The sequence below is a fragment of the Methylobacterium sp. J-001 genome (assembly GCF_022829565.1).
Lineage (GTDB): Bacteria > Pseudomonadota > Alphaproteobacteria > Rhizobiales > Beijerinckiaceae > Methylobacterium.
In genome coordinates, this window is the sequence record NZ_JAKSYN010000144.1 from 15,144 (window position 1) to 37,713 (window position 22,570).

The window sequence follows — 22,570 nt, forward strand, 5'->3', positions numbered from 1 at the left end:
GAGATTGAGATCAGGCCGCTTCGCGGGGCCGGGCCGACAACGCATCGACCCTGCGTATGGTGCCGCCGCCCAGCACCCGGGCGCGGGGGCCGTCGTCGCCGTAGATCGCACAGGCCTGGCCCGGCGATACGCCATCCTCGGGCTCGGCCAGCACCACCTCGGCGGTGCCGTCCGGCCCGATGGTGAGCGTCGCCGGACGCGGCGGCCGGGTCGAGCGGACCCGGACCGCCACGGGCAGGTCGCACACCGACTCGGCCGGGTCCTCGCCCAGCCAGTTGAGGTCCGAGAGGCGGATCCGCGTCGTCGCCAGGGCGGTGCGCGGTCCGACCACCACCCGGGCGGTATCCGGCTCCAGGCGCACGACGTAGAGCGGTTCGGAGCCCGCCACGCCGAGGCCCCGGCGCTGGCCGACCGTATAGTGGACGATGCCCTCGTGCCGGCCGAGGACGTGGCCGGCGAGGTCGACGATCTCGCCGGGCCGGGCCGCATCCGGGCGCAGGCGGGCGATCACATCACTGTAGCGGCCCTGCGGCACGAAGCAGATGTCCTGGCTGTCCGGCTTCTCGGCGAGCGACAGGCCGAGATCCTTGGCGAGCGCCCGGGTCTCGGTCTTCGACATCTCGCCCAGGGGAAAGCGCAGGAAGGCGAGCTGCTCGGCCGTCGTCGCGTAGAGGAAGTAGCTCTGGTCCCGGGCCGGATCGAGGGCGCGGTGCAGCGCCCGGCCGCCGCCCGACAAGGCGCGGCTCGCCACATAATGGCCGGTGGCCAGGGCGTCGGCGTCGAGATCCCGGGCGAGGCCGAGAAGATCGCGGAACTTCACCGTGCGATTGCACTCGACGCAGGGAATCGGCGTCTCGCCCGCGAGGTAGCTCTCGGCGAATTTCTCGATCACCGCGTCACGGAACCGGTCTTCGTAATCGAGGACGTAATGCGGGATGCCGAGATGCTCGGCGGCCGCCCGCGCGTCGTTGATGTCCTGGCCGGCGCAGCAGGCGCCCTTGCGATGGGTCGCGGCGCCATGATCGTAGAGCTGGAGCGTGACGCCGACCACGTCGAAGCCCTGCCGCTTCAGAAGCCCCGCGACCACGGAGGAATCGACGCCGCCCGACATGGCGACGACGACGCGCGTCTCGTGGGCTGGCTTGGGAAGGTCGAGGGCGTTCATCACAGGGGTCCGCCGCCGCCGGCTGAAAGGCGTCACGGCTGCACGGTCCGTCTATAGCGGGACTCGGGTCGGCTTTCCAGGGCGGGGTTTGTTTGACCGGGGTGAGCCGGTTTGCGCGTGCTCGGTGCGGGGCGTGGGCCGCGCGACCCGCAGCGGCATGGACGGCGGTTCGAAAGACGTCCGAATGAGGCAGAGCGGACGTGACGATCACAGCCGTATTCTGCACCGTCGCTCCCCTGTCCCGACCCCCTTCGGGGCCACCCTCCCCCGCAGCGGCTAGCGGATTCATGCATCGTCCTCGGAGAGGCACGACGCGCGCTTCTCCCCCTTGTGGGGCGGGGAAACGCGTTGCGTTTCAGAAGGTTGTCAAAGAACGAAGCCGATATGTGAATCTGCTCGCCCGCAGCGGCGGAGGGCGTCGCGGGTATCCCTCCGGCCTGCCCGACCCGGCAAATGCTGCCGGGCGTGCGGCAGCTTCAGACCCGGGCACGCCCCTGCAATCGGCAGCGTCGCGGTAAAAACCTATATCGATCAGCTGCTTATCCGACAGCACCAATGGCCTGACCCTTGCTCGATCCCATTCAGAGGAGCCCAGCATGGCGAGCGGTGCAGCGGATCGGTTGGATGTCACCGGGTGGATTCCATCCGGCCGCACGGCGTCGAACGCGCGATCGAGCTGGGATGCGGCGGGCGTTGCCGCCCGGGCCGGCGACTCGTCGCAGGATCGGTTCGGTGCGGCCCTGAGCGCGGCGCAGGTCCGCGATGACGCGGCGGCGAGCCGCGCCCGTGACGCGATTCAGCGTGGCCAGGCCGACGCCGCCCGGACGGCCACGGAGCGCGCCCGGGATGCGGTCGATACCGCCAAAGCGCGCGCCGCCGCCCGGCCGGAGCCCAGACCCAGCCATCTCCCGAAGCCGCCGGAGCCTCCCGCGCCGGCTCAGAAGACGGCGCCTGCAGATACGGGGGCGGCCAAACCGATGGCTCGCGCCGACGCTCGGGCCACGGCGACAGCGTCGGATCCCGTCTCGGCCGGAGCGAGCCGGGATACGGATCCGAAGGCGCAGCCGGCCTCCGACACGGGCGCCACGCCCGCGCCGGAGACCACATCGGACGCGCCAACGGCCACCGACGCCCAGACTGACCCGGCAACAGCCGATCCCCCGGCGACCGGAGCCGCGCAGGCCGAGACGGCGCCGAGCGAGGTACCGCCACAGGCCCCCCCTCAGCCGGCGAGCCCGACCGTGCCGGGACCGGTTCAGGCGCTGGTGGCCGAGCTGATCAAGGGCGCCCCCCTCCTGGCCGGCGGCGCCGCGGCCGGTGGCGAGGCCGCGGAGGTCCCGGCGACCGGAGCGGTCGGCTCGGGCAGCGCCGGCACCGGGCTTGCGAGTTCGGCGACGGGGCCGTCGCAGGCGGCGGGCGCCCGGGCGGATGCAGCCCTTGCGAAACCCGGCCCCAACGTGTCGGGGGCCAAAACCCTTACCGGGTCGACGGCGCTGCCGGCGGCGGGCCAGGGCGCCAGCCCGGTCGAGGCCGTGAAACCCGGTGCGGGCGAAGCTGCGGGAAGGGAAGCGCCTTCGGGCGCGTCCGCCGGCCAGGACTTCTTGACCGCCTTGGCCGATGCCGGCCAGGACGGCGGCCAGGGCACAGCCGCCGGCCTGCAGGCACCGCTCGCCACACCCGCCCTCCCCCAGGGCGGTCCGGATCTGTCCCCCCTCGCCCCGCAGGTGGCCGGGGCGACGACCGGGGCGACGCAGGCCGCCGCGCCGACCCCGACCCCGGCGCAGGCCCCGGTGGATCCGCCGGTGCCGATCGGCCAGGTGCCGATGACCATCGGGCTGCGCTCGCTCGCCGGATCGAGCGAGTTCCAGATCCGGCTCGATCCGGCCGAGCTCGGGCGGATCGACGTGAAGCTCGCGATCGACAAGGCCCGCGGCACGGTGACGACCCACCTCGTGGTCGAGCGGCCCGAGACGCTGGCCATGCTCCAGCGCGATGCCGGCCAGTTGCAGCAGGCCCTGTCCCAGGCCGGGCTCGATCCGTCCGCGGGCGGCCTCAACCTGTCCCTGCGCAGCGACGGCAACGCACAGGGCGGCGCGGGCGGCGGCCAGGGCGAGGCGCCCCGGGGCGGCCAAGCCGCCTGGGCGCAGGATCGGGCCGAGGCGACCCAGGAGACCGTCCCGACGCGCTGGCTGCGCGGCTACGGCGGCCTCGACATCCGGATCTAGCGCGATGCGCGACCACATCGAAACATCCCGCGTCCCGGCGTTTCGCCCCGACGCGCCACGGGAGCGAGCCGCATGACCTCCGGCATATCCAGCGTTACCAACACGTCATCCACAGCGTCGAGCGGCACCGCGACCGGCAACGCCAGCGAGATCGCCAGCAACTTCACGCAGTTCCTGACGCTGCTCACCACGCAGCTCAAGAACCAGAATCCGCTCGACCCAATGGACACGAACCAGTTCACCCAGCAGCTGGTCCAGTTCGCGGGCGTCGAGCAGCAGCTCAAATCCAATGATCGCCTCGACAGCATCCTGACCGCCTCGAAATCGGCGAGCTCCGCCTCGGCCACGAGCTATATCGGCAAGAGCATCACGGCGGACGGCAGCTCGTCCCAGCTCTCCAACGGCTCGGCATCCTGGACGCTGACCCCGGCCCGGGCGGCCTCCAAGGCGGTGGTGACGATCCTCGATTCCAAGAACAACGTCGTGGCGACACAGAGCACGTCGCTCACCGCCGGCAGTCAAACCTATTCCTGGAACGGCAAGACGTCGGCAGGACTGACCGCACCGGACGGCACCTACGCGATCAAGGTTTCGGCCTCCGACGCCACCGGGACGAACGTGGCCGTGGACACCCAGCTGAACGGGACGGTGGACTCGGTCGACCTCAGCGGCACGGCGCCGGTCCTGATGATCGGCTCTCAGAAAGTTCCGCTCAGCAGCGTCCAAAGCATAGGGTTGTCCACAAGTGGCTCCTGACGAATCATATCCGAGTGATCCGCTTCAACATCTCTTAAGCGGACGCAAGTACCTTCAACGCTCGACAGGTCAGTCGAGTGTAGAGCGTATCATGACCGAACCCAGCCGCCCGAGAGTCAAATACGTGATCGGGCCAGACGGCAGTCCTCTGACCATCGCGGATCTTCCGCCGCCGAGCACCCGCCGTTGGGTGATCCGGCGCAAGGCAGAGGTCGTAGCCGCCGTGCGCGGTGGCCTCCTCAGTCTCGAGGAGGCGTGCAAGCGCTACACCTTGACCACCGAGGAATTCCTGAGCTGGCAGTTCTCCATCGACCAGCACGGCCTGGCCGGACTGCGGACGACCCGGATCCAGCACTACCGGCACTGAACCGGGATCGCGCTCCAGGCGGTCCGTGCCCCGCAAAGACCCGTTCCGAAGCCGCCTCCGAACCCCGGATGCGGCTTCGTTTCGTTCCGGGGGCCTGTTTAACGCCCGTACGGCCCCCGGCATTAACGCCTCGCTAACCAGGGGCTGGGCAATTTCTGCCGGGCGGGCCGTCGGGCTCCGCCAGCGTTAGAGTGCAGCGAACCATCCCGTGAAGCCGGTTCTCGATCTCGTCTCGAAGCTTGGACCGGCCCGGATCGCCGCCATGGCGGCGGTGACGCTGACCCTCATCGGCTTCTTCGCCTTCATCATCCTGCGGGTGTCGCGCCCCGACATGGGCGTGCTGTTCTCCGACCTGTCGATGCAGGATTCGGCCGCCGTGATCCGCGAGCTCGACAGCCGCGGCATCCGCTACGAATCGAGGGGCGATACCGGCCAGACCATCATGGCGCCCCGGGCCGACCTCCCCCGCCTGCGCATGGACCTCGCCGGCAAGGGCCTGCCGGTCCAGGGCGGCGTCGGCTACGAGATCTTCGACAAGGGCGACGCGTTCTCGTCCACCAACTTCGTGCAGAACGTGAACCACCTGCGCGCCCTGGAGGGCGAGCTTGCCCGCTCGATCCGGGCGATCGGCCGGGTCCAGGCCGCCCGCGTCCACCTGGTCCTGCCGGAGCGGCGCCTGTTCGAGCGCGACCGCGAGAGCCCGAGCGCCGCCATCGTTCTGAAGCTGATGGGCGAGCTCGATGCCGGACAGGTCCGGGCGATCCGCCACCTGGCGGCCTCCGCCGTGGAGGGCCTGAAGCCCGAGCGGGTCTCGATCGTCGACGAGCGCGGCCGGCTGCTGGCCGACGGCGCCAAGGATGCCGATTCCAACGCCGCCAGCGCCTTGGAGGACCGGCAGCTCGGGATGGAGCGCCGCCTGCGCGGCCAGATCGAGGATGTGGTGGCCGGCATCGTCGGCCCGGGCCGGGCGCGCGTTCAGGTCAATGCCGAGCTGGACCTCAACCGGATCGAGAGCCGCTCCGAGACCTTCGACCCGGAGAGCAAGGTCGTGCGGTCCGCCCAGACGCGCACCGAATCGGCCGTCACCGGTAATGCCGACGGCCAGGTCACGGTCGGCAACGAGCTGCCGGGCGCCAATGGCGGCGACAAGCCTCCGGCCCCGAAGGACGCCACCAACAAGAACGAAGAGACCACCAATTACGAGATCTCGAAGGTCACCAAGACCGAGATCGCCGAAGGTGGCCGGATCAAGCGCCTGTCGGTCGCCGTGGTGGTCGACGGCGTCTACGCCACCGCCCCCGACGGCAAGCAGACCTACAGCCCCCGCCCGCCGGCCGAGATCGAGCGGATCACCGCCCTGGTCCGCAGCGCGGTCGGCTTGGACAAGGCCCGCGGCGATCAGCTCGAGGTGGTGAACCTGCGTTTCGCCGAGGCACCGAGCGTGCCCCAGTTCAGCGAGCCGAGCCTGATCCAATCGCTGCTGGCGCCGACCAAGGAGGACGTGCTGCGCATGGCCGAGCTGTCCGTGCTGGCGCTGCTGACCCTGATCGTCCTCCTCACCGTGGTGCGCCCGCTGGTCCGGCAGGTGCTGGCCCCGGTGCCGGCCGCCCCCGCCCTGGCGGGGCCTGCGACCCTCGCCGAGGCAGCGGCCGCCGCCGCCGCGGGTGCCACGGTCACCATGATCGAGCGCGACAGCCCGACCTCCCGGCTGATGGAGTTCGCCAAGATCAACGGCCAGATCCAGGCCGATACCGTGCAGCGCGTCGTCGACATGGTCCGGGCCAGCCCGACCGAGACGGTCGAGGTGCTGCGCGGTTGGATCCAGGAAGAGTAGCGCGTCGAGGATCGGGAACGCACGATGGCGGCAGGTCTGGCAAATTCTCTGGCGGAAGCGGGCGGCGACGCCTTCGCGACCATGCCCGGCCCGCAGCGCGCGGCCGCGCTGCTGCTGATGCTCGGCGAGGCCGAGGGCGCCCCCATCTGGCAGATGCTCGAGGAGGACGAGGTCAAGAAGGTCAGCCACGCGATGGTCCAGCTCGGCACGCTGGAGGTCGCCACCGTCGAGAAGCTGATCATCGAGTTCGTCACGAAGCTCAGCAACAGCGGCGGCATCTCGTCGAACTTCGAGCGCACCGAGGCGCTGCTCCTGAAGATCTTCCCCAGCGATCAGGTCTCCCTGATCATGGCCGAGATCAAGGGCGCCTCGGGCAAGCGCGTCTGGGCTTCGATCGCCCAGGTCGATCCCGAGATCCTGGCCTCGTTCCTGCGCAACGAGTACCCGCAGACCGTGGCGGTGGTGCTGTCCCGGGTGCGGGCCGACTACGCCGCCAAGGTGCTCACCATCCTGCCCGAGGAATTCGCCATCGACGTCCTGAACCGGATGCTGCGCATGGAGACGGTGCAGAAGGAGGCCCTGCGCCACATCGAGGAGACCCTGCGGGTCGAGTTCGTCTCGACCATCGCCCAGACCCAGCGCCGCGACGCCCACGAGATGATGGCGGACGTGTTCAACGCCTTCGACCGCCAGACGGAGGGCCGCTTCCTGGCCGCCCTCGATCAGGCCAATCGCGGCTCCGCCAAGCGCATCCGCGAATTGATGTTCACCTTCGAGGACCTGCTGAAGCTCGATCCGGGCAGCGTCCAGACCCTGATGCGCTCGATCGACGGCGAGACCCTGTGTCGGGCGCTCAAGGGCGCCAACGAGCCGACCCGGGCCTTCTTCATGAGGCAGATGTCGACCCGCGCCGCCAAGAACCTCACGGACGAGATGGCCTCGCTGGGCCCGGTCCGCCTCAAGGAGGTCGATGAGGCGCAAACGAAGATGACCGAGATCGCCAAGGACCTCGCCGAGAAGGGCGAGATCATGATCGCCAAGAACAGCGCCGAGGAGGAGCTGGTCTATTGAACGCCTCGTCGCCCCGGACCGCGAAGCCGTTCCTCTTCGAGACCGACTTCCGCAGCCCGCGCCCGAGCGCGGCGGCCCAGCGCGCCGCCGAGGCGGCGGCCCGCGCGGAGATGGAGGCCCATGCGAGCGGCGTGCAGGAGGGCCTGATCCAGGCCGAGGCCCAGATCCAGGGCCGGCTCGCCACCGCCCTGAGCCACCTGGCCCAGGCCGCCACCGCGCTCCTCGCCCGGGCCGACGCCCATGATGCCGCGCGCGAGGCGCAGGCGGTCGAGGTTGCGGTCCTGATCGCCCGGAAGGTCGCCGGCGACGCCCTCGACGCCGCCCCGCTGGCCAGCATCGGCGAGGCCGCCCGCACGGCGCTCCAGCACCTGCGCGGCGTGCCGCATCTCGTGGTGCGCGTGCATGACGGCCTCGTCGAGGACGCCGAGGCGCTGGTGAAGAAGCTCGCTCGGGAGCGCGGCTACGAGGGCCGCCTCGTCGTGCTGGGCGACCCCGACATGCAGGCGGGCGATGCCCGCATCGAATGGGCCGACGGCGGCATCGTGCGGGAGCGCGCCCGCATCGAGGCCGCCGTCGCCGACGCCCTCGGCCTGCCCCCGACCGCCTAAGGAGCCCGGATGTCCGACGATTTCAGCCTGCCCCAGCTCGGCGACACCGATCCCGACTACGCCGCGGGCTCGATCCGCGACACGCCCACCACCCCGAAGACGGCCGCCGACCTGGAGCAGCTGTTCGACGTGCCCGTGATGGTCTCGGCGGTGCTCGGCTCCTCGCGGATGCCGATCGGCGACCTGCTCCGGCTCGCCCCCGGCGCGGTGCTCGAACTCGACCGGAAGGTCGGCGAGGCGATCGACGTGTTCGTCAACAACCGGCTCGTCGCCCGCGGCGAGGTCGTCCTCGTCGAGGACCGGCTCGGGGTGACGATGACCGAGATCGTCAAGGGCGAATGATTGTTTTGGGACTTTGCGCGGGAGACCGCCGCCTTGCGAGGCGGCTTGCACCTCACGCCACGACATTTGAGAGGGACGAACCATGCGGCTCCTGATGATCGGGCGGCTCAACGGCGAGCTGATCACCGCCTCCAAGATCGCGATGCGGCGCGGCGCCTCGGTGACGCAGGCGGACGCGATCCCGCAGGGCCTCAACGTCCTGCGCGCCAAGGGCGCCGACCTGATCATGATCGACGTGTCGCTGGCGGTGCGCGACCTCGTCGACGCCCTGGAGGCCGAGCGCATCCGCACCCCGGTCGTGGCCTGCGGCGTCTCGGCCGACGCCCAGACCGCGGTCGCGGCGATTCGGGCCGGAGCCAAGGAGTACATCCCGCTCCCGCCCGATCCCGAGCTGATCGCCGCAGTGCTGGAGGCGGTCGCCTCCGACCGCGCGGCCTTCGTCTGGCGTGACCCGTCGATGGAACGGGTGGTCAAGCTGGCCGAGCAGGTCGCCCCCTCCGAGGCTTCGGTGCTGATCACCGGCGAGAGCGGCACCGGCAAGGAGGTGCTGGCCCGCCATGTCCACCTCAAGTCGAACCGGGCCGGCAAGCCGTTCGTCTCGGTCAATTGCGCGGCGATCCCCGAGGCCCTGCTCGAATCCGAGCTGTTCGGACACGAGAAGGGCGCGTTCACCGGCGCGGTCGCCCGGCGAATCGGCCGGTTCGAAGAGGCCAATGGCGGCACCCTGCTGCTCGACGAGATATCCGAGATGGATGTGCGCCTGCAGTCGAAGCTGCTGCGCGCCCTGCAGGAGCGGGTGATCGACCGGGTCGGCGGCACCGCCCCGGTGCGGGTCGACATCCGCGTGCTCGCGACCTCGAACCGCAACCTGATGGAGGAGGTCCGCAAGGGCACGTTCCGCGAGGACCTGTTCTACCGGCTCAACGTCGTCTCGCTGAAGCTGCCGGCCCTGCGCGACCGGCCGGCCGACATCCTGGAGCTCGCCGCTCACTTCGCCCGGAAATACGCCGAGGTGAACGGCGTCCCGGCCCGCCCGCTCAGCGCCGAGGCGCGGGCGCTGGTGGTGAAGAATCCCTGGCGCGGCAACGTGCGCGAGCTTGAGAACACCCTGCACCGGGCGGTGCTGCTGGCCTCCGGCCCCGAGATCGGCCCCGACGCGATCCTGTCCCCGGATGGCGAGGCGATCGCCACGGCGGGTCCGGCCGGCCGTGCCGTCCAGGCTGCCGAAGCCGCCACCCGCGGCCTGGTCGGCCGGACCGTGGCTCAGGTCGAGTGCGACCTGATCCTCGACACCCTCGACCATTGCCTCGGCAACCGGACCCACGCGGCCAAGATCCTCGGCATCTCGATCCGCACGCTGCGCAACAAGCTCAACGAGTACGTCTCGGCCGGTCTCGACGTGGCCGAGCCCGGCGCCGTCCGGGCGAGCGCGGCCTACGGGTAGGGCAGGATATCAGGAGGGCTTGCAGCGGCTATCACCGTCATTGCGAGCGCAGCGAAGCAACCTAGGGAAACGCCACCTCCGGGGATCGCGCGCCACCCTGGGTCGCTTCGCTGCGCTCGCGATGACGAAACGAGCAGAACGTTCCGAGCCGCGGCCCCGTCACCGCCCCTCGCGCGCGGCCTTGTTGGCCTCGTTCTGGGCCGCGAAGGCGGCGTCGAGCTTGCGCAGGGATTCGTAGCGGGCGACGTCGCCCTCGACGTCGCGGATCGTCTCTTCGACGAGGTGGCGCTGAAGCGCGACGCGCGCGTCGTCCGGGGGCAGCGCTTCGCGCTCCTGCAGGCGTAGCACGGCCTGCCGCACGACCGTGTAGACCGCCTCGCGCTCCGCCCGGTTCATCGAGGGCTGGATCGCCTTCGCGACGAGATCGGAGAAATCCGACATGGACCGTTAGACTTCGCTCATCGATCGGGGGAGGCCCGGGATGCCGGGCCGTCTCCCCTCTACAGACCGTACGCCGCGGGATCCAGACCCCGCGGTGCCGGCTCACATCCGCTGGTCGCGGATGCCGGCGATCAGGAGCGAGGACGAGCTCCAGAGCACGAAGAAGCAGAAGAACGCCACGATCAGGCTATGGCCCCGCTCGGGATAGAGGCTGTCTGTCGGCAGCACCGGCGGCACGAAGGTGGCCAGGAAGATGTGCTGCTTGCTCGCCGAGATCCGGGCCCGGTCCAGCAGCATGTTCGCCGATTCCTCGAGCTTCTCGGCGATGGTCCGCTCGACCAATAGGCCCTCGTACTGGAGCAGCGCCTCGGTCAGGTTGGTGCCGCCGCCCGCGGCCCGTCCGGCATTGGTCAGCTCGTCCTGCAGAACCTTCATCTGCTGGTCGATGGCCGCGACGTTGGAGGCCAGCGTCTGGATCGAGCGCGAGCGCTCATCCAGGTTCGAGCCGCGCAGGACCTGAAGATCGGTCTCGAGCTTGAGCTTCTCCTTGCGCAGAAGCGTGAGCGTGGTCAGCGTTCCCTCGGCGGTCTTGATCGGGTCGATCACGCCCCACTGGTTGCGGAAGCTCTGCAGCGCGAGATGGGCCTTGCTCAGGCGCTCCTGCGCCACCGTCGCGTCCGCCTGCGCCTGCTTGACCATGTCGGCCTGGGCGCGCTTCGAGATGTCGTTGATCAGCGCCTCGGATCGGCTCACCACCTCGCGGGCGATGGTCAGGGCGTCCTGCGGAGTGAAGGCGCGCACCGACAGGCGGATCACGCCCGAGATCGAGTCGATATGCGCATCGACGTGCTTGCGCCAATACTTGGTGAGGTCCTCGATCGGGTCGCTCGGATCGAACCGGGCCCAGAAATCCGCCTCGGGCCGGGAGAACATCTTCGAGATGCCGATGCTCTTCTCCAGGGCCTCGACCAGCGTCTGGCTCTCGATGAAGTCGCGGACGATGAAACTGTCCTGGCTGTTGTGCTTCTGAATCAGGTTCGTGTACTGGCCGAGGGAAATATTCTCCATCGGCTCGACGTTGCCGCGCACCGTGAACTGCGCCTCGGCAATGTACTGATTGGATGCGAAGACGAACAGGTACAGGCCGACCACCAGGGTCGGCAGCAGCACGAACAGGCCGACGCGGCGAATGACCCGCGCCCCGTAGCTCGACGTGTCCTCCCGGCGCCGGCCGAGGCCGGGCAGACGGGTCCAGTCGAGGCGCTCCCGCGCCGCGGCCACCAGGGCCCGGGCGCCGCGCTTCTCCGGCACCGGACGGATCGTCTCCGCGCCGTGGCGCAGCTCGGTCATCGTCGATGGGGCGAACGTCACGAGTTCGCTTTCGCGCGTGTCGTCCTTGACGTCGTCGAAGCTCATCCGCTCACTGTTCCTGGGTCTGCGCCGGATCCGCCACCGCGAAACCGGCCGGAGGACGGCCCGTGCGCAGCGATCGGAATCCCGTTCTTTTCGGCCCTTTTTAAGGCACCGCCCCCCGGCGCCGCCGCACCGCGGCGACGGGCAACGTAGCCGGCCCCGGTATCGCGCCGTACAATCTCCCGATGATGACACGCCCCCCTGTCGCCCCCGGACCCGGAGACCGCCCCGCCGGCCGCCCGGCCCTGACGAAGTCTGCCAAGACCAAGCTCGCGGAGGTCGTGGTGGTGTGCTCCAAATGCGCCAAGCGCCAGGGCCTGCGGCCGCGCGCAGTGCGGGCGCTGCTGAAGGGGGCCGCCAAGCAGGCCGTCAAGGATGGCGCGCTCACCGGGCGGACCAAACTCTGCATCGTCGAGTCGGGCTGCCTCGGGCCGTGTCCGAAACGCGCGGTGGCGGTGGCCACAGGCGCGAGCCTGGCAGAGGGCCGCATCGTCCTGCTCGATCCCGAGGCAGCGCCTCAGGACGCCCTCGCGGCCGTGCTCCGCCCCGTGCTGCCGCGGCGGCGCGCCCCCGAATTCGGCCCCAATACCCCCCTAGCGGCGGTGCCACCTGCCGAATCGCCGCCGGATGCTTGACTGGCGCAACCTGGAGCGCTCCCCTTTGCCCGCCATTCGGCGCACATCCCCCACGGTCCGGCCGTGAGCGGCGACCGCGCCTCCCCGATGCGGCGCATCGGCCTCGCCGTGCTGCGTCGGCTGCCCCTGATCGGCACCTTGATCGGCCTCGGCCTCGCGATCTGGCTCGTGGCGACCAACGATCTCTCCGCAGTGGCCGCGGCGTTCGGACGGATCGGATTCGTGGGCTTTGCCGGCGTCACGCTGGTCCGGGCGCTGGTCGTGGTGGTCTGCGGCCTCGCCTGGGCGCGCATCTTGGACGGCCTGTCGCCCGCCCCGGCCTCGGCCTGCCTGATTTTGCGCTTCGTGCGCGAGGGCATCAACGTGCTGCTGCCGGTGGCCTCGGTCGGCGGCGACGTGCTCGGCGCCCGGCTCCTGACCTTCTGGGGCGTGACCGGCACCCTGGCGGCGGCCTCCGTGCTGGCCGACATGCTGTTCCAGGTCGGCACGCTGGCGCTGTTTGCCGGGCTCGGCGCCGGCCTGCTGAGCCAAGTCGAGGGTCCGGCCGCCGCCGAGCTGGCGCATTGGACGCTGCGGACTCTCGCGGTGGCGGGACTCGCGGTGGCGGCCTTCTTCGCGCTTCAGCGTACCGGGATCGTGCGCGTGCTCGAAGATCGCGTCGCGGCTCTGGGCCGGCGATTCGTGCGCGAGACCGAAGCACGTCCCGAGCCGGCCCCACGGATCCAGGGGGCGCTCGACACGGTCTGGGCGGCAGAGCGGCGCGGCCGTCTGGCCCAATCCTTCGCCCTCCATGCCCTGGCCTGGCTGCTCGGCGCCGCCGAGGTGGCGGTCGTGCTGACCTGCATCGGCGTCGACAACATCAGCCTGTCCGAGGTCCTGGTGATCGAGGCGCTCAGCCAGGCGATCAAGGCCGCGGCCTTCCTGGTTCCAAGCGGGCTCGGCGTACAGGAAGGCGGCCTCGTCCTGGTCTGCGGCCTGTTCGGAATCGATGCCGGCACTGCGATCGCGCTCTCCCTCGCCCGCCGGATCCCCGATGTCGTGCTCGGGCTGCCGGCACTGCTGATCTGGCAGAACCTCGAGGCGCGACGCACGGGCGTGCGCCCGGCCACCCCCACCTGAGACCGCCTGTGACCGCGATGCCCGTGACCTCGAAGGCCGACGCCCCGACCGGCGGCGCGAAACCGCGTTCAGTCTCAAGAATCCGCGTCTCGATCCTCGCCGGGCTGGCCGGCGCTTCGCTGGCCGCCGGACCGGCCCTGGCCCAGAGCCTCAGCGTCGATCTCGGCGCGGGCGGCACCACCGAGCGGGCACTCCAGCTCGTCGCGCTGATCACCGTCCTGGCGGTGGCGCCCTCGGTCCTGGTGATGGCCACCGCCTTCACCCGGATCGTCGTCGTGCTGTCGATCCTGCGCTCGGCGCTGGGTACCCAGACGGCGCCGCCGACCGCGGTGATCGTCAGCCTGGCGCTGTTCCTCACCGCCTTCGTGATGGCCCCCACCGGGCGCGCCGCCTACAGCGCCGGGATCGAGCCTCTGGTGGCCGGGCGGATCACCCAGGCGCAGGCTTTCGAGCGGGCCTCGGCGCCGTTCAAGACGTTCATGCTGAAGAACGTGCGCGAGAAAGACCTGAAGCTGTTCCTCGATCTCGCCAAGGTGCCGGTGCCGAAGGGCCCCGAGGATGTCGGTCTGGAGATCGTGACCCCGGCCTTCATGATCTCGGAGCTGCGCCGCGCCTTCGAGATCGGGTTCCTGCTGTTCATCCCGTTCCTGATCATCGACCTCGTGGTCGCCTCGGTGCTGATGGCGGTGGGCATGATGATGGTGCCGCCCGCCACCGTCGCTCTGCCCTTCAAGCTCATCTTCTTCGTGCTGGTCGATGGCTGGACCCTGGTGGCCGGATCGCTGGTCCAGAGCTACGGCGGATAGGGCATCGCCGAAGTGCAGACTGGGCAAGGATCGCGGGGCGGGCCCCAAGTCGACGCGCTCAAAACATGCTCGAAAGCGCCCCCCGCCGAAGTGCCCAGAGATGCGTCGAAAGAATGCGCAGTGAGACGATGGCCTAGAGGCACCCGCCTGAGCCGATCAGACTGGTTACGCCCCTAGATTCACCAAGTTAAGTCTCTAGAGTCCTGAAGACGTTTTTAACTTGGATTTAGTAATCTCTCGCTAGCAGGGCGCATGTTTTTCATGCACGCTTTTGTTCGCGATCGGAAAGGGGCCGCAGCGGTCGAATTCGCGCTCGTCTCGATACTGTCTATTCTTACAGTTTTACTGATCATGACAGTCGGCACGATCCTGTATATAAATCAATCTCTCGATTATGCTACGACACGGGCGGCCCGGCAGATCCTCACCGGCGCGGCCCAGAGGAATGCCCTCGATCAAGCCGGGTTCAAGGCTTCGCTGTGCAGCCACCTGCCGGCGGCGTTGAAATGCAGCAATCTCGTCGTCAACCTGTCCGTGGTTCCGACCGGAACGTCGCCCGGCGGTTACTACGCGTACGTGAGATCCGACCTCAGCGGCCTAGTCATCCCGCCGCTCACGCCGAGCACCGGCCAGTACAGACTCGGCACCCGCGGGCAGTTTCAGTATCTGTTGGTGATCTATCCGATCACCTTCCTGCCCTCCGCCTTCGCGTCGATGCTTGGCGGCGCCACGACCTTCAATGGCGCCCCGGCCTACCTGGCGATCTCGACCGCGGCGTTCCGCAATGAGCTGTTCTGATGGCAGACCGTTTGCCCTCGGCGACGCGCTTCCTCGGCGACACGCGCGCAGCCTCGGTGATCGAATTCGCCCTGATCCTGCCGGTCCTGCTGATCCTGATGCTCGGCGGGATCCAGCTGGTCACGTACATCGACGCCAGCCGCAAGGTCGGGCTGATCGCCCAGTCGATCAGCCAGATGATCTCCCAGGCGATGCCCCCCTCGGGCTCCACCGTGGCGACCGTCACCGCTGCCGACCTGCATTTCAGCTACGATTCCACCCTGGTCCTGTTCCCGTACCTGCTGAAGGACGCGCCGCGACAGGGTTTGCAATGGTGGCAGGACATCGCCATCACCTACGCCGCGGTCGCGTTCACCCAGACGTCGTCGAATTGCACGGGCGGCGACCTGAGCGCCTGCTATACGGCCGCCGTCGCATGGACGAGTTCGGGGACCACCGGCGGCAATTATCGGCCCTGCAAGGTCCCGCAGCTTCCCGCGGCCGATACCACCCCGCCCAACCGGACGACGCTGCCGCGCTCGGTCTTCGGGCCGGGCTCGATCGTCGCGGTCGACGTGGTCTTCAATTTTCGGCCGACCTTCGGCGCGCGGTTCATCCCCGCCGTGCGGATCGCCCGCTCGATGTACGTGCAGCCGCGCTACGCCGCGCTGGTCAATTTCGATACGACCGGCAACGATGGGATCGCCGTGAAATGCCCGGGTTTCTGAACCGCGCACGCCGCCTCGTCGCCCGGGCGGCGCTCCTGTCTGGCGCGCGCTCCGGCAACGTGACGATCCTGTTCGCCTTGAGCCTGCTGCCCATGGTCGGCCTGCTCGGCTACGGGGTCGATTACGGCGTGGCGATTACCGACAAGGCCAAGCTCGACGCGGCCGCGGATGCCGCCGCCATCGCCGCGGTGGCGACCGCCAAGGCCTATATCGCCGCCAACCCGGGCGAGGCGAACGTCACCGCCAACGCCATCGCGGCCGGCATCGCCCAGGCGACCAACGCCTTCACGGTCAATGCCGGCACGGTGCCGTTCGCGCAGGTGCAGCTCCAAACACCGCAGCTGGTCCGGACCCGCCAAACGCTCAGGTCGACGGTCGTCTACAGCGCCACGGTGAAGAACAATTTCGGGCAGATCTTCCGGACGCCGACGACGACCTTCGCCAATACGGTCACGGCGTCCGCGGATCTGGCGAGCTATCTCGATTTCTACCTGCTCTTGGACGTGTCGGGCTCGATGGGCCTGCCCGCGACGACGGCCGGGATGACCCAGCTTGCCGCCAAGAACAACGACCTGAACTCCGACTACAAGCAGGGTTGCCAGTTCGCCTGCCACTACCCGAACAACAACGGCTGGACCCTGGCCGCCGGCAAGATCCAGCTGCGCTCGGATGCGTTGAACACGGCCGTCTGCTCGCTGATTCAACGGGCCGCCAACCCGACGGTGACGAGCCAGTACCGCGTCGGCCTGTATCCGTTCATCAACCAGATGGGCACGCTCGCCGACATCAACAGCAGTATCGCGACGCTGAACACCGCGGCCGACTGCGCCAACACCGTGCCCTATCCGCTGGCCCTGACCAAGCTGCTCGATACCGGTACGACGCAGCTCTCGACGGGGGGCGATCCGAGCACCGGCACGGGCTCCGGCGGCACGCATTTCGAGGTCGTCCTGCCCCAAATGAAGAGCACCATCACCAATGCCGGTGGGTTCGGGGACGGCTCCGGCATCGGCGCGCGCAAGCCGTTCGTCTTCCTGGTGACGGACGGGATGCAGAACGGGCAGCACTATTCCATCACCAAGAACGGCAAATATTATTATCCTGGCAATCCATCGAGCTTCCCGGGCTACGCCGCCGGGAATTTCGACGGGTCGACGCCGGCACAGATCGACCCGTCGCTCTGCACGGCCCTCAAGACGGCCGGGGCGACGATCTCGATCCTGTACATCCCCTACAACATCATCACCTTCACGGATTACGGCGGGACCGTCGCCGCCGAGAACAAGAAGGTGAACGCCTTTAGCCCGACCCTGGCGACCCCTCTGCAAAGCTGTGCCTCGCCGGGATATTTCTATACGGCCAACAGCCCGGACGACATCAAGAGTTCGCTCACCGCGATGTTCGATCAGGCGCTCCAGGTCGCGCGGCTGACGCAGTGAGGGCTGTTTTTTTCACGTCGCCCGCACCGTCATTGCGACCGTAGCGAAGCAACAGCCATGGTCGGGGATCGCGCGCCGCACGGGATTGCTTCGCTGCGCTTGCAATGACGGCGTGGGGCGATCGAGGCCCGGAATCAAGCCACGACGATCCGCACCACCGAAAACCCTTCATCGCGGGTCGGCGGCTCGAATAGGCGGTCCACGGAGCGGATGCTCGTCTCCGGGACGATCTTGTCGCCCTGCCGCTGCCGGTTCCGCTCCAGGGCGACGACGAGGGGAACGCGGATCCAGACCGCGTCCACGGGGACGCGGTAGCGGCGCGCGATGGCGACGATCGGCGCCCGATGCCGGGCGCCGGGGAGGGCCGCGTCCACATAGACCTGGGCGGCGTCCTGATCCTGGCGAGCGATCCAGCTCGACTTCCCCGCCCCCTGCAGGCCGCAGACGATCACGACCCGGTCGACGCCACCGGCGGCCAGCACCTCTTCCAACGCCGCGTGGGCGAGCCGCCATGCCTCCCCGTTGCGCTCCGGCGTCCAGACGCGGCCGCCCGCGGTTTCGAGGAATCGATCGGGATCGATCACCAAAACCATGATGCCACTCACCCCGGCGGCGTACCCGGAGCCTCCACGCTGCTCTGGCGCTCCGCAGCCGCCGCGCCGCGCTCGGGCAGAGCGGTCTCGGGATAGCGCTTGCGGTACTCGGCCAGGAACGCCGACAGGGTCTTGGCCTTGGTGGCGCGGGCCGCGATGGCGCGGAATTCCGGGGTCTTCGTCGGATTGGCGCCGGTGAGCAGCGCGAAGGTGCGGGCGTCCGGGCTCTCGGCCATCGCCTCGGAGAACTTGGCCTTCAGCCGCTCCAGGCCGATCGCCTCGCCCGCGAGGTCGTACGCGATGGCGGCGCGCACCGCGTCGGCCCGGGCCTGCTCGTTCAGCGGCCGGCCGGCGCGCCAGGCCTCGCCGAGCAGCGCCTCGTGCGATTCCCCGGCCTCGCGCCAGCGGCGGGCACCCCAATAGATGTCGGCGCGCAGACGCTCGATATCGGGGCCGCTCTCCTCCTCGATGGTCTCCAAAGCGAGGTCGGTGCGGGTGAGGTCCGAGAGGGCGCGGGCGCGGACCAGGGCGCGGGCGCGCTTCAGCTCGCCGGGCAGTTCGGGCAGATTGGTGGCGTCGAGCACCTGTAGCGCCCGCATCGGCTTGTCGTCCATCAGCCGGATCGTGGCGAGCCGGGCCGCCACGGCGGACTTGGCCGGGCCGGTAAGCCGGTTGTCGATCTGATACTGCAGCAGGTCGGCGGCCGAATCGAGGAGGTCCAGCCCGACCAGGCGGTCGGCCAGGCGGCGCACCACCTCGTCGCCGCGCCGCCCGATCGGGGCGAGCTCGCGGAAATCGAAATACAGCGCCACCGCGTCGACCCCGGAGAGTTGGTCCCCCTTGTCCGTGAGGTAGAGATTCTCGAAGGCGGCGCGCATCTCGCGGGTGAGCGCCTGCGTGGCGGTGTCGTTCGGTGCGAAGGCGTTGGCCCGGCGCAAGGCCGTGAAGGCGTCGCGCCAGCGACCCGCGCCGAGATAGAGCTGCGCCAGGCCCACCGAGATGCCGGTTTCGGTCGGACCGCCGTGCCAGGTCAGGGCCAACCGCTCCAGCCGATCGATCGCGGCCTCCGGTCCGAGCTTGCCGGAGGCACGGGCCAAGAGCGTGCCGCGCAATTGCGCCTCGGCTGCCACCGGCCGCTGACCGACCTGTTCGAGGCGCGCATAGGCGTCGAGGGCCGCCTCGGTCTGGCCGGTCGCCTCCGAGACGCGGGCGCGGACCAGGGCGAGCCGGTCGCGGATCCAGGGCGGCAGGTTGGGCGCGTCGTCCGCCCGGGCTGCGGCGGTCTCGGCATCGCCGTTTTCGATCGCCGATTCCGCCGCCCGGGCGCGGATCTGCTGGGCGAGGTCCGACGGGTAGCCGTCGGCCACCGGCAGCGCCTTGAGGAAGCCGGTCTCGGCCGCCTTCCAGTCGCCGAGACCGGCCGACGCCATCGCCCGCCACAGGGCGGCCTCCGGGTCGCTGGCGAGTTGCGGCGTCGACAGGGCCTTCAGAGCCTCGGTGTTTCGGTCGCTGCGCGCGAGCGCCAGACCGCGCAGGATCGCGACGTCGCGCTGGGTGGCCAGCAGCGGATCCTCGGCGGCCGCCGCCTCGAGGGGCGCAAGCCCTTCGAGGTCCAAGCCGTTGGCGATGTCGGCGCGGGCGAGCGCCAGGCGCGCCGGGCCGCGCTCGGCCGGCGGCACCGTCGCGGCGGCGTTGGCCAGCGTCCGCAGGGTCTCGCGCACGTTCCCGGCCCGCGCCCGATCCCAGGACTCGCGCACGACGGCGAGGCTGCCGGCCTCGGCCAGGGCGGGATCGGCGTTGCGGACAGCCGTCGAGGCGGCAAGGCCGCCTTCCCGGCCGATCGTCACCCCGTCGATCTGCGGCCGCACCGCGAGATCGTCGGCACCCGCGAGCACCGCGACGCCGTGCCGGCTCGGCAGGATCTCGAAATCCACGAAACGGCGGCTCTTCGGATTGCCGATGGCGCGCTGCGCCGCCGAGGTGACCACGACGATGCGCTCGCCGTCACGATCGAGCCAGGTCGCCGATCCGGCCCGGGGGAGCGCCAGCGCGACGGTGATCCGGCCGGTCGGGTCCGGCTTGCGGACCGGATCGAGGCTGTCGCTCGGGCTCAGGGCATCGCCCGCCGACAGCTCCCAGGCGGAGCCGGCCCCGGTGGTGACGGCGGCCAGATCCACCAGCCGGCCCGGCGGTACCGCGAAGCGCAGGACGGTGACCGCCCCGGTCCGCTCCGGCGCTCCCACCGGCGCGAGGCCCTGGGCGCTCGGCGGCACGGTCACGGGCTCGGCGGTCTCGAACACCAGCGTGGCCACGCCGCCGCGCTCGAACAGGGCCGCAGGCGGCAGGGTCTGGAACGGGAAGACCAGGCCGGCGCCCGCCTTGCGCTTCGGCGGCGATTCGGGGGCAGCATCCGGGACGGCCGGGGCCTCGGCCTTCCGGGCGGGAACCGGGATGGGCGCGGTCGGCTTGGCGGCGCCCGGCTCGGACGCGGCCGGGCCGGGCACCTCGACGGCCTTGGACTTGGCGGCCTCGGGCGGCGCCCGGGTCACCACGTCGATCGTGTAGGCGCCGTCCTCCCGCTCCGTGGTGACGATGAATCCATCCGCAGGCGTGACCAGGATGCTGGCCGAACCCGCGTCGGATTCGGTGGCGAGCTTGGCAATGCCGGGCCGCGGGCGGCCACGGGCCTCGTTCGAATCGATGGTCCACGCCCCGGCCACGCGCAGGCGCGTCGTCGCCCCCTCGGCGGTCACGGTCGCCACCGCCTCGTCGGGCAGGCGCAGGGACAGGCGCGTCAGCGTCGGGAGCCGGGCGAGTTCCAGGCTGAGGGGCTTGCGGACGAGCGGCGGCGTACGCGCCCGCAACGCTTCCTCGGCGACCTGGGCCCGGCGGGCGAGCTCGGCCACCACCTCGGGGGGCAGCGGCGGCGGCAGGCCGGACCAGCCCTCCGGCAGCAGATCGACGAACACGCGCTCGCCGGCCGATTGGACGTTGGCCCGGAAGGGGCGCTGCAGGGCGACCCGCAGGCCCGAGCCGTCGGGATCGCGCCGGACCGTGGAGACGAAAGCGGGTATCTCCTCGGCCAGCCGCTCGGGGCCCTGGGCGACCCGCTCGCCGTAGCCGAGCAGCAACACGCCTCCGGCGAGCTTCGCCTTGACGGCGACCGGCTTGTCGAAGGTGAGGACGATCCGGCCGTAACCGCCGGGGCCCGTGCCGGATTCGCTGCCCTTGGCGCCGATCAGCCGGGCGGCGAGCGCCGGATCGATCGCTGCCAGCAGGACAAGCGCGGGCAGCGACGCGCGCACGAGCCGCGTGCCGACATATCGGCGGATCCGGGATCGCCTGCCCTCGGAGCTCATCGCCTCGCCGATCCAATCCCGGCGCGCGGCCACCCTCGGGCCACGGCGCCCGGCGCCACACATCGGAGGCATCCTGCGGCACGGCGGCTAACGCTGGCTTAACCGTAACCCTGGGATTGGCCGGATCCGATCCGATCGGTCTCAGCCGCTGAGGGCGACGGCGCGGTCGAGGGCCTGCGGAAAGCCTTCAAGAGGGACCGTGATGGTGGCGGGCTCGCTGCCGCTCGACTTCTGCGCGGTCACGAACAGCTTCTTGGCATTGCGCATGCCGTCGAGGGCCAGCGTCGGGAAGCTGATCGGCACGAGGCAGCCGTCGCTCATGCACAGGCTGTAGGGCGCGCCCTTGCCCAGGTTCTGCTCGTCGAGCTTGAACGTCACGCCCGCCTCGATCGAGAGGCCGAACGGCATCAGCACGATGCCTTCCGAACGGCCGTCGTTGGGAACCTGCAACTCCACGCCGAACTTGCGCCGTCCGGTCTGCGAATCGCCCTGGGATTGGGCGACGATGCAGGTGACCTTCTCGCTCGGGCGCGTGCAGGTCATGGTCCAGTCGCCGTAGCTCTCGCTGACCGTGCTGGCGCCGGTGGGCCAGGTCGCATGCGCCGCAGCGGGCGTGGCGGCGGCCGGTTTGGCCGCTGGCTTGGGAGCGGGCGGCTTCGGCTTGGGTCTGGGCTTGGCCTTGGCCGGCGCGTCACTGGTGGCCGGCGCCTCGGGCTCGGCATCCTGGGCGCGCGGCGAGGCGGACGGAACGGCAATCAGCAGCGTCGCGACCAGACTGAAGCGAACGACCGCTCGAAACGTCGACATGGAATCACGATCCCCCGGGGCCATTGACGGCAAAGCCGCCTAACGTCCCAGCCGGGGCGAGGCAATCACCGGGGGGCGCAGGTCCACCCCGTTGTGACGGATCAGAGCGGGTTCGGTCCGCCGGCGGCCTCGGCGAGAGCGCAGCGGCGCGCAAACGCGGCCTCGGCCCCGGTGCGGAGGGCGCGGGCGAGGGAGAACGCGAGCGTGAGGATGCCGGGATCGCGGTCGGCGGTCTCGGCGACCGGGCCGGGGATGCGGGTGGCGATGAAAGCGAGCATAACAACTCCGAAAATCTGGATCTCGGACGTTTCCTCGGCCCCGATGGTGTTGATTTTTCTGCGGGACCTTTGCTGCAGCGCAATATGAGCCATGCCAGAACTGCTCACCACTCGCCTTTGCGCGCAGGACACATGCGCTGCAAACATGATGCCATCCACCAATCCTCAACGACGTCTTAACCGTTCGTTGTGCAGCGCAGTTGACCGCCGCAGGTCGAGCCGCCATTGAGCGGCCTTCTCGACGACGGGATTCGACGAACGCGCCGCCGCAGGGCGCGCAGCGCCTGCCTGTCGCCCCACTGTCACACGCGCGCCATACCTCGCTCGCGACCCTATGCGCGGACCTCAGGCGTCCGCCAGACA

The 22,570-nt window shown here is 70.0% G+C and carries 21 protein-coding genes; 14 read left to right on the forward strand and 7 right to left on the reverse strand.

The genetic code is table 11. The annotated features are described in order from the left end of the window. Positions 1–10 precede the first annotated feature (10 nt). A complete protein-coding gene (gene mnmA, locus MKK65_RS18675; protein ID WP_243959622.1) occupies positions 11–1,165 on the reverse strand; it encodes a tRNA 2-thiouridine(34) synthase MnmA in 1,155 nt (384 codons plus the stop codon). 596 nt (positions 1,166–1,761) lie between these two features. On the opposite strand from mnmA, the gene MKK65_RS18680 reads away from it, so the two are divergent. The 8 genes from MKK65_RS18680 (at position 1,762) to MKK65_RS18715 (ending at position 9,812) form a co-directional block, all read left to right on the forward strand. Next, the gene (locus MKK65_RS18680; protein WP_243959623.1) at positions 1,762–3,390 is read left to right on the forward strand and encodes a flagellar hook-length control protein FliK; all 1,629 of its coding nucleotides are present in this window, start codon (positions 1,762–1,764) and stop codon (positions 3,388–3,390) included. A gap of 72 nt (positions 3,391–3,462) precedes the next feature. Beyond that, positions 3,463–4,146 (forward strand): flagellar hook assembly protein FlgD, encoded by a 684-nt coding sequence (locus MKK65_RS18685; protein ID WP_058194011.1) that lies wholly within the window; start codon positions 3,463–3,465, stop codon positions 4,144–4,146. A 91-nt stretch (positions 4,147–4,237) separates the two neighbouring features. Beyond that, a complete protein-coding gene (locus tag MKK65_RS18690) occupies positions 4,238–4,513 on the forward strand; it encodes a DUF1153 domain-containing protein (RefSeq protein WP_007569077.1) in 276 nt (91 codons plus the stop codon). A gap of 208 nt (positions 4,514–4,721) precedes the next feature. Continuing rightward, complete coding sequence (gene fliF, locus MKK65_RS18695) at positions 4,722–6,347, forward strand: flagellar basal-body MS-ring/collar protein FliF (protein WP_058194012.1); 1,626 nt, start codon at positions 4,722–4,724, stop codon at positions 6,345–6,347. Between the two features lie 24 nt (positions 6,348–6,371). After that, complete coding sequence (locus tag MKK65_RS18700; protein WP_058194013.1) at positions 6,372–7,418, forward strand: flagellar motor switch protein FliG; 1,047 nt, start codon at positions 6,372–6,374, stop codon at positions 7,416–7,418. Beyond that, positions 7,415–8,026 (forward strand): FliH/SctL family protein, encoded by a 612-nt coding sequence (locus tag MKK65_RS18705; protein ID WP_243959625.1) that lies wholly within the window; start codon positions 7,415–7,417, stop codon positions 8,024–8,026. The genes MKK65_RS18700 and MKK65_RS18705 overlap by 4 nt, the downstream gene beginning before the upstream one ends. A 9-nt stretch (positions 8,027–8,035) precedes the next feature. Then, complete coding sequence (fliN, locus tag MKK65_RS18710; protein WP_058194015.1) at positions 8,036–8,368, forward strand: flagellar motor switch protein FliN; 333 nt, start codon at positions 8,036–8,038, stop codon at positions 8,366–8,368. Between the two features lie 82 nt (positions 8,369–8,450). Beyond that, a complete protein-coding gene (locus MKK65_RS18715; protein ID WP_058194016.1) occupies positions 8,451–9,812 on the forward strand; it encodes a sigma-54-dependent transcriptional regulator in 1,362 nt (453 codons plus the stop codon). Between the two features lie 159 nt (positions 9,813–9,971). Here the strand turns inward: MKK65_RS18715 and MKK65_RS18720 are convergent, their stop codons facing one another. Both MKK65_RS18720 and MKK65_RS18725 read right to left on the reverse strand, forming a co-directional pair. Further along, positions 9,972–10,253 carry a hypothetical protein gene (locus MKK65_RS18720; RefSeq protein WP_243959627.1) on the reverse strand — a complete coding sequence of 94 codons (282 nt, stop codon included), beginning with the start codon at positions 10,251–10,253 and terminating at the stop codon, positions 9,972–9,974. A gap of 102 nt (positions 10,254–10,355) precedes the next feature. After that, entirely contained in the window at positions 10,356–11,669 is a 1,314-nt protein-coding gene (locus tag MKK65_RS18725; RefSeq protein ID WP_058194018.1) for a hypothetical protein, read from the reverse strand. Positions 11,670–11,851: 182 nt separating this feature from the next. On the opposite strand from MKK65_RS18725, the gene MKK65_RS18730 reads away from it, so the two are divergent. From MKK65_RS18730 to MKK65_RS18755, 6 genes are all read left to right on the forward strand, one after another. Continuing rightward, positions 11,852–12,301, forward strand: a complete 450-nt coding sequence (locus tag MKK65_RS18730; RefSeq protein ID WP_243959628.1) for a hypothetical protein — start codon at positions 11,852–11,854, stop codon at positions 12,299–12,301. A gap of 87 nt (positions 12,302–12,388) precedes the next feature. Further along, entirely contained in the window at positions 12,389–13,420 is a 1,032-nt protein-coding gene (locus MKK65_RS18735; RefSeq protein ID WP_279596839.1) for a flippase-like domain-containing protein, read from the forward strand. A gap of 17 nt (positions 13,421–13,437) precedes the next feature. Further along, positions 13,438–14,226, forward strand: coding sequence for a flagellar type III secretion system pore protein FliP (fliP, locus tag MKK65_RS18740; protein WP_243959643.1), 789 nt, complete (start codon positions 13,438–13,440; stop codon positions 14,224–14,226). 252 nt (positions 14,227–14,478) lie between these two features. Further along, positions 14,479–15,024, forward strand: coding sequence for a TadE/TadG family type IV pilus assembly protein (locus tag MKK65_RS18745; RefSeq protein WP_313902051.1), 546 nt, complete (start codon positions 14,479–14,481; stop codon positions 15,022–15,024). Further along, positions 15,024–15,731 carry a TadE/TadG family type IV pilus assembly protein gene (locus tag MKK65_RS18750; protein ID WP_243959633.1) on the forward strand — a complete coding sequence of 236 codons (708 nt, stop codon included), beginning with the start codon at positions 15,024–15,026 and terminating at the stop codon, positions 15,729–15,731. Before MKK65_RS18745 ends, MKK65_RS18750 begins: the two co-directional genes overlap by 1 nt. Continuing rightward, positions 15,716–17,170, forward strand: coding sequence for a pilus assembly protein TadG-related protein (locus MKK65_RS18755; RefSeq protein ID WP_243959635.1), 1,455 nt, complete (start codon positions 15,716–15,718; stop codon positions 17,168–17,170). Before MKK65_RS18750 ends, MKK65_RS18755 begins: the two co-directional genes overlap by 16 nt. A gap of 134 nt (positions 17,171–17,304) precedes the next feature. Here MKK65_RS18755 and MKK65_RS18760 read toward each other — a convergent pair whose 3' ends face one another. The 4 genes from MKK65_RS18760 to MKK65_RS18775 all read right to left on the reverse strand — a co-directional run bounded on the left by MKK65_RS18760 (position 17,305) and on the right by MKK65_RS18775 (position 22,207). Beyond that, positions 17,305–17,763 carry an AAA family ATPase gene (locus tag MKK65_RS18760; RefSeq protein WP_243959636.1) on the reverse strand — a complete coding sequence of 153 codons (459 nt, stop codon included), beginning with the start codon at positions 17,761–17,763 and terminating at the stop codon, positions 17,305–17,307. A gap of 8 nt (positions 17,764–17,771) precedes the next feature. Beyond that, on the reverse strand, positions 17,772–21,122 hold the full coding sequence (locus tag MKK65_RS18765; protein ID WP_243959638.1) for a hypothetical protein: 3,351 nt from the start codon (positions 21,120–21,122) through the stop codon (positions 17,772–17,774). Between the two features lie 141 nt (positions 21,123–21,263). After that, on the reverse strand, positions 21,264–21,929 hold the full coding sequence (locus MKK65_RS18770) for an invasion associated locus B family protein (protein WP_243959640.1): 666 nt from the start codon (positions 21,927–21,929) through the stop codon (positions 21,264–21,266). Positions 21,930–22,030: 101 nt separating this feature from the next. Then, complete coding sequence (locus MKK65_RS18775; RefSeq protein WP_201025805.1) at positions 22,031–22,207, reverse strand: hypothetical protein; 177 nt, start codon at positions 22,205–22,207, stop codon at positions 22,031–22,033. Between the last annotated feature and the right edge of the window lie 363 nt (positions 22,208–22,570).